Origin of the sequence: Polymorphospora sp. A560 (genome assembly GCF_045781765.1) — a bacterium.
GTDB classification, from domain to species: Bacteria; Actinomycetota; Actinomycetes; order Mycobacteriales; family Micromonosporaceae; genus Polymorphospora; species Polymorphospora lycopeni.
In genome coordinates this window covers 35,423-51,768 of the sequence record NZ_CP122282.1, presented here as the reverse complement: position 1 = coordinate 51,768, position 16,346 = coordinate 35,423, and the positions used below count along the sequence as shown (strand labels likewise).

Below are 16,346 nucleotides of genomic sequence, written 5' to 3'. Positions count from 1 at the left end.
TCAGCCGCCCGGCGTCACCGACGGCGTCGGGCTCACCGTCGGGGTGACCGTCGGCGCCGGCGCCTGTGCGATAACGAGCGTGACCTGCTCGCCCGGTGGAACCTCGGTGCCGACCCCGGGCTGCACCTCGATGACGGTGCCCGGCAGCTCGTCGGAGTCGCGGAACTCCAGGCCGTAGGTCAGCCCGAACTGGTCGAGCAGACCTCGGGCGACATCCTCCGGCAGTCCCAGCACCGGCGGCACCTCGACGGTCTCCGACTCGCTCGGGCTGGGGCTGGCCGAGGCCGTGGTCGGCGCGGCCGAGGTGGGTGACGGCGACGGGGTCGGCGATCCGGTCGTCGCCGAGGGGGACGGGGTGACCGGTCCCCCGTCGTCACCCGTCGAGCCCACGATCAGCCAGATGCCGAAGCCGAGTACGGCCAGCAGCAGCAACGCCACGACACCCGCGACGATCGGCAGCCACCACCGACGGGGACCCCGGTCGACCTCGTCCCACTCCACCTGCTCGACCGTCGCGGGAGCCGGGGTACGTGGCGCGGCGCCGGGTGGTGGTACGCCGGCCCGGCCGGACCACACGTCGCCGCCCACCCGGTCGCCACCGCCGAACTGTGCGGTCCGGTCGTCGCCGAGCCGGGCGGTCCGGTCGTCACCGGCCGGCAAGGGTGCGGTCGAGTCGGCGTCGGGGCCGGCTCCGTGGACGGTGGTGGCATCGGGCCCACCGGGCCTCGCCGCCGCTGCCGGCCCTCCGGTGACGCCCGGCCCGTCGTCGTCGGTGACCGGGTCGAAGGGACGGGTCTGGTCCGGTGCGCCGTCCGACCGATCCGGCGGGTGCACACCGTCACGCGGCTCGTCGGCCATCACAGGTCCTCCCCACGTGGAACCCATCCACGTGGATCCAACCTATCCGGCCGACCGGGCGTCTGCCGTCGACCGTGATCACCGGGTGTGTCCGGATCCGGTCGCTCAGTCGTCGCCTTCGTCGCCGCCGTCACTCTCGGACGGGCTGGGACCGCCCGGCCGACCGTTGTCACAGGTGATGATCACCGGTTGCCCCTGCCGGACCTGGACGCCGGCATCCGGACTCTGCCGGTCCACCTTTCCCCGACCGATCAGCAGGGCCGGCGGCCGAAGACCGGCCTCCTTCAGCTCCTCGACCGCCTCTTCGCATTCCATGCCGAGCACATCCGGCATCGGCATCGACTCGGGCGGCGCGGACGAGCTGGCCGACGGCGAGGGCGTGGGGGACTTGGTCGGTTCGTCCTGCCGGTCCGGCGCCTGCTGGCTCGTCGTGACCGAGGGGGTCGGACCGCCCGGATTCGCGTTCGAGTCGCTCTCCGAGCCGGCGGCCGCCCAGCCGGCGGTCGCCCCGACCACGGCGAGCACGACCGTCAACACCGCCGCCCCGGCCAGCACGCCGGGCCGGGTCAGCTCCTGCCGCGTCCCGCCCGGTGCTCCCCAGGAACCGTTTCCGTCCGTCATGCCGACTTCCCGTCCATCATGCCGCCCACTGTCCCACCTGTCCGACGGCCTGCCGACCCGCCGCAACCATGATCCGACGCGATCGATGCTCCGCCAATCCAGAACCCGACCGGTTCGAGTCTGCAAGACGGGCGCGACCACGACCAACCACGCCAGCCTTTCGGGGTCGGTCGGCCCGGTGCCGCGCGTACGACGACTCGCCCGACTGGCGGCCGAACGATACGCTGCCCCGCATGGCCGTACGAGGCTGGGGAGGGCCGATCGCCACCGCGGTCGGCAGTGCAGCGGGTGCTGGCGCCGCGCAGCTGGGTCTGGGCTACGGCCTCGGCATCATCACCTGGCTTCCGGCGACCGGGGCCGGCGGCGACGCGGGCTGGGTCGCGAGCCTGGCCTGGGCGGCGTGGATCGCCGCGACTTCGACGATCATCGGCGCGATCTGTGCCGAACGGCTCAGCACGCCGGTCGGTGAGCGGCCCGCCGACGACGACCATGTGACCCTCGCCACCACCCTGTGGCGGATCGCGATCGCCGTCGCAGCCGCGGTCGGGGCGCTGGTCACGGTCGCGCTCGTGGCCGTACCGGCCCGGGCGGCCACCCGCGCCGACACCTTCTCGCCCCAGACCATCGCGGCCGGCTACGCCGTCGTCGGCGTCGTCGGGGGCCTGCTGGTGGCGATCTGGGCACTCGCCTCGCGGGCCGTGGCACGCAACGTCGTCGCCACCGTCGGCTGGCTGTGGCTGCTCGCCGTGATCGCCGTGGTCGACGGGGTCCTGTCGGGGCGCGGCCTGACCAGCGCCCAGCTCGGCGTGTGGCAGATCACCAACGACAGCGAGCGGTTCTGGATCCGCGACTACTTCTACTGGCCCGGCGCAGCACTGGCCCTCGGCTCCGCCCTGGTGATCGGGGTGCTCGCCGCCTGGCCGTCGGCGCGGCTGGCCCGCACCCGGGTCGGCACCGCCGTCTCCGGAGGTATCGGCCCGCTGCTGGTGGCCGCCGCCTACTTCCTCGCCGCACCCCGACTGGCCGGCATCCAGGCCGAGCAGCTTTCCGCGCACCTGCTGGCGCCGTACGCGGTGATCGCCGGTCTCGCCGGGTCGGTGCTGGTGACCGCCCTCGCCCAGCGGACCGAGAGCCGTAACCGGGCGGCGGCCGGGTCCGGGGACGACACCACCGAGCCGCCGGCCGACGGGGAGTCGGGTGCCGGGCCGGACACCACCGACGCCGACCAGGCCGATGCCCGCTCCGCGCCCCCGGTCCCGTCCACCCAGCCGATCCAGTCGCCCCAGCCGGTCGGGGGAGCCTCGGGCGCCGTGCCGGTCAAGGCCGGCGCCCCGGCTCCGGCCGATGCCGCGACGCCGACGAAGGCCACCGGACCGGACGGCACTCCCGAACTCACGAAATCACCCGCGCCAGCCAAGGTCACCGGATCGGCGAAGCCGGTAGCGCCGTCGCCCCGCGCGGCGAAGGCCGCCGGCACGAAACCCGCCGCTCCGAAACCCGCCGCCGCAAAGGCCGCCCCGAAGGCCGCGGCCAAGCCGGCCAAGACGCCCGCACCGGCTCAGCCCGCCCCGGTGGCGCCCGCCCCGGTGCAGCCCCCACCGGCAGCGCAGGAGGCGCCGGCCCGGCCGGACGCCGACCTGGCGGACGACGCGTACGCCCCGTCGCGGGCGTACGTCTCGGAGACGTCCGGTGCCGGGGCCACCGCGCCGACGGCCGGTGCTGCCGGCGCCGCCCCGCCGCAACCGCTGTGGCCGGCGGGCACCCTGCCCGGCGCCGAGCCGGACCCGGCGCCCGAGGAGTCGAAGGCGATGAGCAGGCTGCGCCGGCTCGGCCGCCGCTCCCGCTGAGCCGCGCCCGACGCGACCTGCCGACCGCCGGAGACGGCGTACGGATCAGTCGATCGGCCAGGTGTGGACGGGTTCGTTGGTGTGCTGGAGATCGCCGTAGCACTGGAGCATGTAGCGCAGCGCGGCCGGACGGTCCATTCCCCGCTGGTGTTCGGCGGCCCACACCGCCTCGGCCTGCCAGACCGCGCCGTTGCGGCCGGTGCGGCAGCGCTGCTCGATGATGCCGAGCAGCCGGTCGCGGTGCGCGCGGTCGACCCCGAACCGGTCGAGCCCGGCGTACGCCTTGGGTAGCAGGACCTCCAGCACCAGGTCGGTGACCGGCGTCTCGCCCAACCCGGGCCACTGGACGGTCGCCGCGATGCCCCGCCGGGCCGCGACGTGGAAGTTCTCCTCGGCGGTGGCGAACGGCATCTGGCTCCAGATCGGACGGTCGGCTTCGGCGAGTTCGCGGGAGAGCCCGAGGTAGAAGGCGGCGTTGGCGAGCATGTCGACGACGGTGGGTCCGGCCGGCAGCACCCGGTTCTCCACCCGCAGGTGCGGGCGGCCGTTCATGATGTCGTAGACCGGCCGGTTCCACCGGTAGATGGTGCCGTTGTGCAGCCGAAGCTCGCTGAGCAGCGGTACGCCGCCGTTGTGCAGCACCTCGACCGGGTCCTCGTCGTCGCAGATCGGCAGCAGCGGCGGGAAGTAGCGGACGTTCTCCTCGAAGAGGTCGAAGATCGAGGTGATCCACCGTTCGCCGAACCACACCCGTGGTCGTACGCCCTGGGCCTTGAGCTCGTCGGGCCGGGTGTCGGTGGCCTGCTCGAAGAGGGCGATGCGGGTCTCGGCCCAGAGTTGCCGGCCGTACAGGAACGGGGAGTTCGCCCCGATCGCGACCTGGACCCCGGCGATCGCCTGGGAGGCGTTCCAGTAGTTCGCGAAGCTGTCCGGCGCCACTTGCAGGTGGAACTGGACGCTGGTGCACGCCGCCTCCGGCGCGATCGAGTCGGTGTGGGTGCTCAGCCGCTCGACGCCACGGATGTCGAGTTGGAGGTCCTCGCCGCGGGCGGCGACGATCTGGTCGTTCAGCGCCCGGTAGCGCTCGTTGGTGGAGAGGTTGTCGAGCACGAGGTGCTGCGGGGTCAGGGTCGGCAGCATGCCGATCAGGATGATGGTGGAGTCGGCCTTGACCGCCCGGTCCTCGGCCCGGCCGAGGCTGTCCTGGAGGTCGGCCTCGTAGTCGGCGAAGCCGTCGCCCTCGATGAGCCGCGGTCGGGCGTTGAGTTCGAGGTTGAACTGCCCCAGTTCGGTCTGGAACGTGGGATCGGCGAGGTTGGCCAGGATCTCCGCGTTGCGCATGGCCGGGTCGGCGTTGGCGTCGACCAGGTTGAGTTCGATCTCCAGGCCGGTGGTGGGCCGGTCGGCGTCGAAGCCGAAGTCGTCGAGCATCAGCGCGAAGACGTCCAGACATCGGCGTACTTTTTGCCGATATCGGACGCGATCCTCGCGCGAGAATGCGTCCGGCGTGAGGTCCCTGCCCATGTTGCCCTCCCCGGCGCAGAGCTGTCCCAGCGCGATCACATGTCCGCATGCCCATCCAACCGCGCGACTAACCGATTCTGGTGAAGCCGCAACCGCGCAGAGTAGGGGACAAAACAGGCACACGTCACCCCTGCGTAAGCGGGGGGAAGCGCTACGTCCACCTTTTCATACGCCGATCCGGTCTCCTACCCAGAGAAGCGCCCCGGTGACCGTGGGCACGATCACCGGGGCGCTTCCGAGCGCTGCGCGAAGGTCAGGCCTGACGGATGGCCTCACCCTCGATCTCGATCTTGACCTTCTTGCCGACCATCACGCCACCGGACTCCAGCGCGACGTTCCAGGTCAGACCGAAGTCCTCCCGGTCGATCTCGGTGGTGGCGGAGAAGCCGAACACGTCGAAGCCGTACGGGCTGCGGCCGGCGCCCTCGAACTCGACGGCCAGCTCGACCTGGCGGGTGACGTCCTTGATGGTGAGGTCGCCGGTCAGGACGAACTCGTTGCCGCTGTGCGACTTCACGCCGGTACTGCGGAACTCCAGCGTCGGGTACTTGTCGGCCTCGAGGAAGTCGCCGGTGCGCAGGTGGTTGTCGCGGTCAGCCTGGCCGGTGCTGATGCTCGCGGCCTGGATCGTGGCGACGACGGACGACTGCAGCGGGTCCTCGCCGATCGTGACCGTCGCCGTCGCCTCGGTGAACTCACCACGAACCTTGCTCACCATGAGGTGCCGGGCGACGAAGCCGACCCGCTTGTGGGCCTGGTCGAGCTCGAAGGTGCCGGCGGTCGGGATGGTCAGGCCGTCCCAGGAGCGGGTGTTCGTGTCGGTGGTCATTGTCGTTGCCCTCCAGGAGCAGATCGTCTTGAGCCGTTGGCTGACTCAGCAACTATAGTCGTCTCAATATTCCGCGTGTCAAGTATTGCTAGGATGTGGCCGTGACCGAGAACCCGCTGGACGACTTCCGGCTGACCGCGATGGGCCTCTTCATGGAGGCGTACGCCGGTCTGGCCGCGCGGTTCGCGACCCAGTTCGAGGAACACGACCTCTCCCCGGTCGAGTTCGAGGTGCTCATGCGCCTCGCCCGGTCTCCCGGTCAGCAGCTCAGGATGACCGACCTCGCCGCCCAGACCACACTGTCCACCAGTGGCGTCACCCGGGTGGTCGACCGGATGGAACGCGACGGGCTGCTCTGCCGGCGGGCCTGCCCCTCCGACCGGCGCAGCTCCTATGCCGCGATCACCGACGCCGGGCTCGCCCGGCTGAGCGAGGTTCTCCCCGGTCACCTCGAACTGATCCGCCAGTGGTTCACCGGTCAACTCAGCCCGGAAGCGCTCGCCGGCATGCTCGATTCGCTGCGCGCCGTACGCGACGCGGTGCATCCCGGGGCGACGGCGGGCACGGCGGAACGGGGCCACTGCCCGGACTCCGCCGCCTAGATCCGGTCACCGGCAGAAAGACCGGCAGAACTGTTCGGGGCAGACCTCAAACGCCTAGCAATTGGACAGAACACCCGTATCAGCCAACTACAGTGCACCGAACACAGACAGCACGGGGGGTGCGACGCGGGCGCGGGAGCCGACGGCTCCGCTGGGGGGCGATCCCGCCCGCGTCAACCGGGGGCGCGTCGACGACCGGCGCCGGCCAGCCGAAAAGGCGGCCAGCGCCGGTCGTCCGCGCCGGGTCGACCACCGGTCACTGGGCGGGGGCGGCCGTACCGTTGCGGCGCGGGACCCCACCCGACGAGCGGATCAGCGCCCGCTCCCCCGGCAACAACGTGATCCCGCCCTCGACGCAGACCGCCGCCAGCCGGTCGCGCACCGCTGTCCGCTCCGGCGGGTCGTCCGTCGTGGCCACCAGTCCCACCAGGGCTTCCGCCACATCCCGAAGGTCGTGGCCGCTGGCGTACGTCCGCGCGGCCACCGCGTACCACTCGGCGGCGAGTTCCCGGTCGCCACGCCGCAGTGCGATGGTGGCCTCGATCGAGGCACAGGCGCCGTAGCCGGGCGGGAGTTCCCTGATCGCCGCCGGGTCCGGCCCGTCCGCCGGACCCGGCTCGGCCAGCGCGCCCGCCGGTCGGGCCCGTAACTCCGCCAGTACCGCCGACGCCTCGTCGAGCCGATCGTCCTGGGCCAGCGCCAACCCGACCGTGCCGAGCACCCGCCGCCGGTGTCCGGGGTCGCCGAGCTCGGCCAGGGCCGCGCTGGCCCGCCGGCCGAGGGTCACCGCGTCGGCGTACCGGCCGTCCAGCCGGGCGACCTCGGCGAGGTTCGCCACGGTCAACGCCCGCAGCCGGTCGTCGCCGCACTGGGCCGCCAACTGGTCTACGGCGGCCAGCCGGCGCCGGGCCGCCCGCAGGTCACCGACCCGGATCTCGTGCCAGGTCAGGTTGTTCTGCGCCACCGCCAGGTCCCGTACCCGGCCGCTGCGGTTGGCGAGCGCGAGCACCGCCTCGCCGTGCCGGCGGGCCCGGTCGTAACCGCCGGCGGCCGTCCACACCCGACAGAGGATCGTGTGGGCGGCCAGTTCCCCCGGCACGTCACCCACCTCCTGGAAGGTGGCCAGCGCCTCCTGGATCGCCGGCAGCTCCTGCCGGCCGGCGTGGTGCTCGGCGGCGAGCTGCCCGAGCCCGACCTTGGCCCAGGCGCGGGTCGTCGGGTCGGCGTCGGCCGTACGCGGATCGTCGAGGACCCGGCGCAGCCACTGCCGGCCGGCGACGTCGCGGCCCCGGAACCGCCACCAGCGGGGTAGCCGGGACGCGAGGAAGAGCGCGGTGTGCGGGTCGTCGTTCGCCGAGTGGGCGAGCGCGGCCGACAGGTCGCTGCTCACCTCATCGAGCCGCCCGACCCCGGCCGGCAGGTTCGCTCCGCTGAGTTCACCGGCGATCCGGCCGGCCAGCCGGGCGAAGATCGTCGCGTGCCGGCGCCGGATGGCCGTCGTCTCCCCCATCGCCGCCGCCTGTTCGACGGCGAAGTCCCGTACGACGTCGAGCAGCCGGAACCGGTACGGGCCGGAGCCCCGCACGCTGAGCAGGCCGAGCGCGACCAGCCGGTCGAGCAACGGCACCTGGTCGGCGGTGCCGACCGGCTGGCCGTCCGGGCCGGACACGTCGGCCAGCATCGCCTCGCCCAGTTCGACCGACCAGCGGTTACGGAACGCCGAGAGCCGGCGCAGCGCCGCCTGCTCCCCGGGTTCGAGCAGCCGGTAGCTGGCGGCCACCGCGTCACGCAGGCTGACGGCGACCGCCTCCCGGGTGGCCGGTCGACTGGCGAGGTCGAGCACCCGGTCGCCGTACCGGTCGAGCATTTCGTTCAGGTCGAGGACGCGGCCCCGGGCGGCGGCGAGTTCGAGGGCGAGCGGCAGGCCGCCGAGCCGTCGTACGAGGTCGGCCAGGGCTCTGACCTCACCGGGGTCGAGCGGGTCCCGGCGTACCTGGCGCAGCCGGGCCAGGAAGAGTACGGCCGCCGGGTAGCGGGCGACCGACGCGAGATCGGTGCCGGCCTCGACCGGTGGCACCTCCAGCGGGGCGACCGGCCAGACCCGCTCGCCGGGTACGCCGACCGGGTGCCGCCCGGTGGCGAGGATCCGCAGCGTGGGCGTTGACGTGGCGAGGGACCGCAGGGTCTCGGCGACCGCGTCGGGGGCCCGTTCGACGGCGTCGACGACCAACAACGCGGGCGCACCGGCGAGCCGGGCGGCGAGGTCCGCGGACCGGCCGACGCCGAAGACGGTCGCGATCGCGGCGAGCACCTCCCCGGGCGAGGACTCCTCGGTGACCACTATCCCGGCCACGCCGCCGGGGTGGGCAGCACCGAGCCGCTCGCCGACGGCCAGGGCCAGCCCGGTCTTGCCGACCCCGGCGAGCCCGACCAGGTTGACGATGCCCGCCGCCGGGCCGGCGGTGATCAGGTCGGCGAGTTCGGCCACGTCGGTGTCCCGGCCGATCAGTTTCACGGGAGCGGGCAGCCCGAAGGTGTGCGGTACGGGCTCGGGCGCCGGCGCGGTGGTCGGTCCGCCGTCCGCCGGCGCACCGGTGGCGGTCGGCGCCGGAAGCGCGGTGGCACCGCGGGCGGCGACCAGGAAGGTGTCCCGGTCGGCTCCGGTCAGGCCGAGCGCGGTGGCGAGCAGCGCGACGGTGGTCCGCTGGGGCCGGGACGACCGGCCGCGTTCGAGGTCGCGGACGGTGCGTACGCCGATGCCGGCACGGGCGGCCAGGTCGGCCTGGGTCAGTCCGGCCGCGAGACGGCGCTGGCGAAGCAACTCGTCGAAACCGGCCACGCCCTGGTCACGGCCCTGGGCGGACGGATCGGTCGACTGCCCGTTCGGGTCGCAGTCGTCATGATCCGGGAGGGTCATGGGTCGGAAGGGTACGCAGTGGCCGGACCCTGTGGAGCCGAGCGTCGCGGTGCCGACCGAGACTGACGCGGATACCCGACAGAAGGTTGACGGCGATGGCTGGGCGGGTCAGCGGTTGGCGCTCTCCTCGGCCGTGGCGCGGGCGCCGCCGCCGGTTTCCGCCCCGGCGGAACCCGGTGCCGCCGGGCCCCGGGGCGACGGCGGGGTGGCCCGACCGACCGCGGCTTTCCGGCCGGCGTCGCTTCCGGCCAGTGCCACCGCCGGGGTCACCGTACGGTCGGCGAACAGCCGCTCGTGCAGCCGGCGCAGCGGCGCGGGCGCCCACCAGTTCCACTCGCCGAGCAGGCTCATCAGCGCCGGCAGCAGCAGTCCCCGTACGACGGTGACGTCGAGGATCACGGCGACCGCCATGCCGAACCCGATCTCCTTGACCGCGGTCAGTTCGCCGAGCAGGAAGCCGAGGAACACGATCGTGATGCAGACCGCGGCCGCCGTCACCACCGGGCCGGTGTGCCGGATGCCGTCCAGCACGGCCCGGTCGCTGGCCTGGGCACGGGCCTGCGGCGTGTGCCGGCCGGACCAGCGGGTCCACTCTTCGCGGATCCGGCCGAGCAGGAACACCTCGTAGTCCATGGTCAGGCCGAACACGAAGACGAAGAGCAGGATCGGCGTGGTCAGGTCGATGGCCCCCCACGACTCGACGCCGATCAGCGGGGCGCCGATCCCCCACTGGAAGACGACGACCAGCAGGCCGAGGGTGGCGAGCAGGGTCAGCACGTTCATCAGCAGCGCCTTGACCGGGATCACCACGGAGCCGGTCAGGGCGAACATCAGTACGGCGGTGGCCAGCAGCAGCACCAGCACGGCCAGCGGCAGTCGGGACGTCACCGACGACTGGTAGTCGACCAGCTCGGCCGCCGGACCGCCGACCAGGATCGGGAACGGGGTGTCCAGTTCCCGGATCTGGCGGACGACCTCGCGGGACGCCGGGCCGCCGGTCTCCCCCTCCGGGGTCACGTCGATCACGGCGGCATTGCCCGGGACATCGGGCCGGGGCTGCATCCGGATCACGTTCGGCATGGTGTTGAGCTGGTTCAACAGGTCGCGTACCGCCGCGGTGGCCGGGTCGGTCTCGACGACCACGACGACCGGCGCGGCGCGGCCGGCCTGGAAGTCGCGCAACACCACGTCGTGCACCTGCCGGGCCTCCATCGACGCGGGCAGCGCGCGGGCGTCGGAGTTGGCGAGGTTGGCGCCGAACACGAAGGGGGCGGCGAGCAGGAGCAGCACCAGCGAGACGCCGATCGCCACCGGCTTCGGACGGCGCTGCGCGTAACCGGCGAGCCGGGCGAGCAGTCCGTCGGGCGTACCCGGGCCGCCCTGACCGGCGGCGGCCCGGCGGGCGGCACCGGCCGGAACGGGGTTACGGCGGGAGAGGAGCCGGCGCGCCGGGCCGGTGACGGTGGCGGCCACCCGGCTGATCCGGGTGTCGGCACCGGGAGCGGGGATACGCAGGTGGCCGACGGCGATCAGTGCCGGCACCGCGGTGAGCCCGACCAGGGTCGCGAGTACGACCACCAGCGCGCCGCCGAGCGCCATCGCGGCGAGCAGCGGCTCGGCGAAGGCGAAGAGCCCGACCATGGCGGCGCCGACGGCAAGGCCGGAGACGAGTACGGCCCGGCCGGCGGTGGCGGTCGTCCGGGCGAGCAGTTCGGCCGGTGGCGCGTCGGGGTCGGCGGTGCGTTCCTCGCGGAACCGGGCGATCAGCAGCAACGCGTAGTCGACGGCGAGCCCGATGCCGAGCAGCGTGACCACGTTGACGGCGAACTCGCTGACCTGCATGACGGTGGCCAGGCCGAGCAGGCCGAGCAGCGTGACGGCGACGGCGCCGAGCGCGGCGGCCAGCGGGATCACCCCGGCGACGAACCCGCCGAGGATGACGACCAGCGCGACGAGCAGCACGACGAGGGCGATCGACTCGCCGATCGTGGCGTCGCGGATCGCCTGGTCGGCGAAGGCCCGCTCGGCGAGCTTCTCACCGCCGACCAGCACCTCGGGGGCGTCGATGCCGCGCAGCAGGGTGACGACCCGGTCTTCGAGCCGCTCGCGTTCGGCGTCCGGCAGTTCGTCGGCGAGTTCGACGACGACCAGGCTGCTGGAGTTGTCAGCACCGATCTGGCCGCCGGCCGAGTTGTAGACGTCGTCGACCTCGATCACGCCGGGCAGGTCGCGGATCTCGTTCGTGATCCGGGTGACGCTCTCGACCAGCGGCGGGTCGTAGATCTCACGGTCGCGTACGACCGCGACGACGGTGGTGCCCTCGGGCAGCAGTTCCTTGACCCGCCGCTCGGCGCGCTGTGACTCGGCGTCGGCGCGCAGGTTGTCGGTCGTGCCGAGCCGGTCGAAGACCTGGCCGCCGAGGACGGCGCCGGCCAGCACGAGGACCAGCCAACCGCCCAGGACGGGCCAGCGCCAGCGCCACATCAACCGTCCGAGAGCAGCGAACATGACCGGGTTCCTCCGTGGCGAACACCGCGCCGGCGTACGTCGCCCGCGCACCCGGGGACGCGATGCCCGCGTCACCCCGGGTGATGGAAGCACCAAACCGGTCGGCTCCGCCAGTCAGCTTTCGGTCGAACCAGCCAGCTTTCGGCGGAAATTGCCACCCTGTTACAGCCCGAGGTCCCTCGCAATGATCATGCGCTGCACCTCGGACGTGCCCTCGCCGATCTCCAGGATCTTCGAGTCACGCCAGAACCGGGCGACCGGGAACTCGTTCATGAAGCCGTACCCGCCGTGGATCTGGGTCGCCTCCCGGGCGTTGTCGACGGCGGTTTCGCTGGAGAGCAGTTTGGCGATGGCGGCCTGACGCTTGAAGTCGGCGCCGGCCAGCATCCGGGCCGCCGCGTCGTAGTAGGCCAGCCGGGCGGTGTGCGCCCGCATCTCCATGTCGGCGATCTTGAACTGGATGGCCTGGAAGTTGCCGATCGGCCGGCCGAAGGCGTGCCGCTCCCTGGCGTACTTGATCGATTCGTCGACGCAGCCCTGGGCGAGGCCGACGCCGAGCGCGGCGATGGCGATGCGGCCCTCGTCGAGGATGCGCAGGAACTGGGCGAAGCCCCGGCCCCGCTCACCGAGCAGGTTCTCCGCCGGCACCCGGCAGTCGTCGAAGGACAGCTCGTGGGTGTCGGAGGCACACCAGCCGACCTTGGAATAGCCCGGCTGGACGGTGAAGCCGGGGGTGCCGGACGGCACGATGATGGTCGACAGCTCCTTGGACCCGTCGGGGTTGGTCCCGGTGACGGCGGTGACGGTCACCAGCGCGGTGATGTCGGTGCCGGAGTTGGTGATGAACGCCTTCGACCCGTTGATCACCCAGTGGTCGCCGTCGAGGACGGCGCGGGTCGCCGTACCGCCGGCGTCGGAGCCGAAGCCCGGCTCGGTGAGGCCGAAGGCGGCCAGCGCCTCGCCGCTGGTCAGCATCGGCAGCCAGCGGGCCTTCTGGGCGTCGGTGCCGAAGCGGTGGATGGGCATCGCGCCCAGCGAGACGGCGGCCTCCAGGGTGATCGCCACGCTCGAGTCGACCCGGGCCAGTTCCTCCAGGGCCAGGCAGAGGGCGAAGTAGTCACCGCCCATCCCGCCGTGCTCCTCGGGGAACGGCAGGCCGAACAGCCCCATCTTCCCCATCTGCCGGACGACCTCGTACGGGAAGGTGTGGTTCTCGTAGTGCTCGGCGATGACCGGCGCCACCACCTCGTGGGCGAACTCCCGAACGCTGCTCCGCAGTGCCTCGTGCTCCTCGGTGAGCCTGAAGTCCATCGGTTCCTCCTGGCGGGTGTTGCTGGGGAAACCGGCGCGGGGCTCGTGACGCCGCGCCGGGGGTCAGACGGGGGTGACGCCGTGCCGGCGCCGCGAGAAGCCGCGGTCCTTGTGTCGGGCGGCGGCGAACCGCCGGACGAGTTCGGCGCGCAGGTCGGCGGGTTCGACGATGGTGTCCACGACGAGTTCGCTCGCCAGCCGGACGATGTCGATGTCGCGCTCGTACTCCTCGCGCCGGGCGGCCACGAAGGCCGCCCGCTCGTCCGGGTCGGCGATCGCCGCGATCTTGTTGGCGTAGACGGCGTTGACGGCGGCCTCCGCGCCCATCACGGCGATCTTCGCGGTGGGCAGCGCGATGGTGGCGTCCGGCTCGAAGCCCGGGCCGGCCATCGCGTAGAGGCCGGCGCCGTACGCCTTGCGGACCACGACACAGATCTTGGGTACGGTCGCCTCGGAGATCGCGGTGATCATCTTGGCGCCGTGCCGGATGATGCCCTGCTTCTCCACGGCCGTGCCGACCATGAACCCGGGCACGTCGGACAGGAACAGCAGCGGCACGTTGAAGGCGTCGCAGAGCTGTACGAAGCGGGCCGCCTTGTCGGCGGAGTCGACGAAGAGCACGCCGCCCTTGAACATCGAGTTGTTGGCGACCACGCCGACCACCTCGCCGTCGAGGCGGCCGAACCCGATGGTCAGCTCCTTGGCCCACAGTGCCTGGATCTCCAGGAACGATCCCTCGTCGAGCAGGCCCTTGGCGTAGCGGCGCATGTCGAACGCCTGCCGCTCGCTGGCCGGCACCAGCGCGGCGAGGTCCACGTTGGACGGCGCGGGTACGGCGGTGGCGGCCGGCGGCCGCTGGGTCCAGTTGGCCGGCAGGTAGGACAGGTAGCGCCGGACGACGTCGAGCGCGTCGGCCTCGGTCTTGCACAGGAAGTGACCGACCCCGGACTCGGCACAGTGGACCTTCGCGCCGCCCATCGCCTCCAGTGTGGTCTTCTCCCCGGTGACCATCTCGACCATCCGGTCCGAACCGAGGTACATGCTGGCGTTGCCCTCGACCATGGCGACCACGTCGCAGAACGCCGGAATGTAGGCGCCGCCGGCGGCCGACGGGCCGAACAGTGCGCAGACCTGCGGGATGGAGCCGGAGGCGCGGACCTGGTTCCAGAAGATCTTGCCGGCGCCGCGCCGGCCGGGGAAGAGGTCGACCTGGTCGGTGATCCGGGCGCCGGCGGAGTCGACCAGGTAGACCATCGGCAGGCCGGCGTCGTACGCCCGCTCGATGATCCGGATGATCTTCTCGACCGTGCGGGCGCCCCAGCTTCCGGCCTTCACCGTGGAGTCGTTGGCCATCAGGCAGACCTGCCGGCCGTCGATCTCGGCCGTGCCGGTGACGACCCCGTCGGCGGGCAGCCCCTCGGCGCTGGCGTTGGCGTAGAGCCCGTCCTCGACGAAGGTGCCCTCGTCGACGAGCAGCGCGATCCGTTCGCGGGCGAAGAGCTTGCCCTTGGCCGCGTTCGCGGCGTGGTATTTCTCCGCGCCACCGGCCCGGACCCGCTTGCGGAGCTGCTCCAGTGCCTCGCCGTCGAGCGTCACGCCGACTCCCCTGCCCGCAGTGAACTGAACGATCGTTAGCGTACCCGACCGGGTACGACGGAAGGGGCCTCCGGTGGTACCGGAGGCCCCTTCGTCATACGTCAGGCCGGATCACCCTCGGTTCGGGTGAGTGCCCGGACGGCTCACTGCTCGGCCGAAGCCCCGCCCTCGCTCGCCGCGAACGCGACACCACCGGCGCCGGCAACCGCGTTGCCGCTCACGTCGGCCACGATCTGCACCGGGGCGAACACCTGGGTGCCGTTGCCGATCCCGTAGTTGCCCATGGTGATCAGGTCGACGCCACCGCCGTTGGAGCCGTAGCCCTCCTCGGCCGCGGCCGTGGTGCGGGCCGGCTTCTTGGTGCCCAGGTTGGTGTCGGCGACGGCCGGCACACCCTTGCCCAGGCTGCCGACGACCGGCAGGCCGGCGACGACGGGCAGGCTGTCCAGGATCGGCAGCGCCTCTTCCTTCGAGGTCGACTCCAGCTCGGCGGACGCGCCACCCTCGCTGCCCGCGAAGGCCACGCCACCGGCGGCCGAGACCGCGTTGCCGCTGAGCTCACCCACGAGCTGGATCGGCGTGTACGCCTGGGTGCCGTTGCCGATCCCGTAGTTGTCGCCGGTCAGCATCGTGGTGCCGCCACGGCTCTCGTTCTCGGCGCTCGCGCCGCCGTCGCAGGCCGCGAAGGAGACCCCGCCCAGCCCGGCGACGCTGTTGCCGCACACGTCGATCACGGTCTGCACCGGGGCGTACACCTGGGTGCCGTTGCCGATCCCGTAGTTGCCGGTCGAGACCAGGTTGGTGCCGCCGCCACGACGCCCCTCCAGCCGGGTGCTCTCCTGCTCGGCGCTCGCGCCACCGTCGCACTCGGCGAAGGCGACCCCGCCCAGCGCCGGGATGGCCAGGCCGCACACGTTGATCACGGTCTGGATCGGGGCGTAGACCTGGGTCCCGTTCAGGATGCCGTAGTTGCCGGAGGAGACGATGTTCGTCGCGGCCTTGTCCCAACGGCCCTCGGTCCGCTCGGTCGTGGCCTCGCGGGCGGAGTAGTAGCCGCCCCCGTTACCGTTCTCCTCGCCCATCGAGGCGTCCGCGCCACCGTCGCAGGCCGCGAAGGCCACGCCGCCCGCGCCCGACACGCCGTTGCCGCAGACGTCGGCCACGGCCTGGACCGGCGCGACGGCCTGGGTGCCGTTGCCGATCCCGTAGTTGTCGAAGCTGACGACGTCGCCGACGCCCTCGTTGGTGGCCGAGGCGCCGCCGTCGCAGGCCGCGAAGGAGACACCGGCCGCCCCGGCGACCCCGTTGCCGCAGACGTCGACCACGGCCTGGACCGGCGCGACGGCCTGGGTGCCGTTGCCGATGCCGAAGTTGTTGCCCGTGATCACGTCGGCCGACGCGGCGGTCTGGGTGAGGAGCAGACCACCCGCGGCCAGGACGCCAACGCTCAGGGACTTACGAACCCACGTCTTCATGGTGAGGTAAAAGCCTCTCGGTAATTTTCAGAAGAATGTCATTCGAATTCAGTTTTCGATTCCGGAATCGAGGCGAGCTCTACCCTTTTCCGGAGGTGTCGCATTTGTTTTCGGGCGCGGCGGTGCTGGCCCGGTTGTTGCCAACCGTCTGCCTTTGCCGCCTGTCGACGCGCGCCCTGCCGTGCTCGTGTTTCGTGGAGTTGCCGCATTCATCGGCGGCGGAATGTCGGGCCGGGCCGCTTGGGTGGGTCGTACGAC

General features: G+C 72.4%; 11 protein-coding genes. 2 read left to right on the top strand and 9 right to left on the bottom strand.

Annotated elements, in window-relative coordinates; genetic code table 11:
* Window positions 1–858 (bottom strand): PASTA domain-containing protein, encoded by an 858-nt coding sequence (locus tag QCD66_RS00215; protein ID WP_375732568.1) that lies wholly within the window; start codon window positions 856–858, stop codon window positions 1–3.
* 105 nt (window positions 859–963) lie between these two features.
* Window positions 964–1,479, bottom strand: coding sequence for a PASTA domain-containing protein (locus QCD66_RS00210; RefSeq protein WP_375732569.1), 516 nt, complete (start codon window positions 1,477–1,479; stop codon window positions 964–966).
* Between the two features lie 233 nt (window positions 1,480–1,712).
* Between QCD66_RS00210 and QCD66_RS00205 the strand changes: the two genes are divergently transcribed.
* Entirely contained in the window at window positions 1,713–3,326 is a 1,614-nt protein-coding gene (locus QCD66_RS00205; RefSeq protein WP_375732570.1) for a hypothetical protein, read from the top strand.
* Window positions 3,327–3,371: 45 nt separating this feature from the next.
* Here QCD66_RS00205 and QCD66_RS00200 read toward each other — a convergent pair whose 3' ends face one another.
* Both QCD66_RS00200 and QCD66_RS00195 read right to left on the bottom strand, forming a co-directional pair.
* Window positions 3,372–4,850, bottom strand: a complete 1,479-nt coding sequence (locus QCD66_RS00200; protein ID WP_364213102.1) for a glutamate--cysteine ligase — start codon at window positions 4,848–4,850, stop codon at window positions 3,372–3,374.
* Window positions 4,851–5,103: 253 nt separating this feature from the next.
* Window positions 5,104–5,679 (bottom strand): YceI family protein, encoded by a 576-nt coding sequence (locus QCD66_RS00195; RefSeq protein ID WP_364213105.1) that lies wholly within the window; start codon window positions 5,677–5,679, stop codon window positions 5,104–5,106.
* 140 nt (window positions 5,680–5,819) lie between these two features.
* On the opposite strand from QCD66_RS00195, the gene QCD66_RS00190 reads away from it, so the two are divergent.
* Entirely contained in the window at window positions 5,820–6,281 is a 462-nt protein-coding gene (locus QCD66_RS00190; protein ID WP_375732628.1) for a MarR family winged helix-turn-helix transcriptional regulator, read from the top strand.
* 256 nt (window positions 6,282–6,537) lie between these two features.
* Here QCD66_RS00190 and QCD66_RS00185 read toward each other — a convergent pair whose 3' ends face one another.
* From QCD66_RS00185 to QCD66_RS00165, 5 genes are all read right to left on the bottom strand, one after another.
* Entirely contained in the window at window positions 6,538–9,198 is a 2,661-nt protein-coding gene (locus QCD66_RS00185; RefSeq protein WP_407566965.1) for an ATP-binding protein, read from the bottom strand.
* A 108-nt stretch (window positions 9,199–9,306) separates the two neighbouring features.
* Window positions 9,307–11,706 carry an MMPL family transporter gene (locus QCD66_RS00180; protein ID WP_375732571.1) on the bottom strand — a complete coding sequence of 800 codons (2,400 nt, stop codon included), beginning with the start codon at window positions 11,704–11,706 and terminating at the stop codon, window positions 9,307–9,309.
* A gap of 162 nt (window positions 11,707–11,868) precedes the next feature.
* Window positions 11,869–13,017, bottom strand: coding sequence for an acyl-CoA dehydrogenase family protein (locus QCD66_RS00175; RefSeq protein ID WP_364213113.1), 1,149 nt, complete (start codon window positions 13,015–13,017; stop codon window positions 11,869–11,871).
* Window positions 13,018–13,080: 63 nt separating this feature from the next.
* The gene (locus QCD66_RS00170) at window positions 13,081–14,613 is read right to left on the bottom strand and encodes an acyl-CoA carboxylase subunit beta (protein WP_364213116.1); all 1,533 of its coding nucleotides are present in this window, start codon (window positions 14,611–14,613) and stop codon (window positions 13,081–13,083) included.
* A 143-nt stretch (window positions 14,614–14,756) separates the two neighbouring features.
* Window positions 14,757–16,088, bottom strand: coding sequence for a hypothetical protein (locus QCD66_RS00165; RefSeq protein ID WP_364213119.1), 1,332 nt, complete (start codon window positions 16,086–16,088; stop codon window positions 14,757–14,759).
* Window positions 16,089–16,346: the final 258 nt, after the last annotated feature.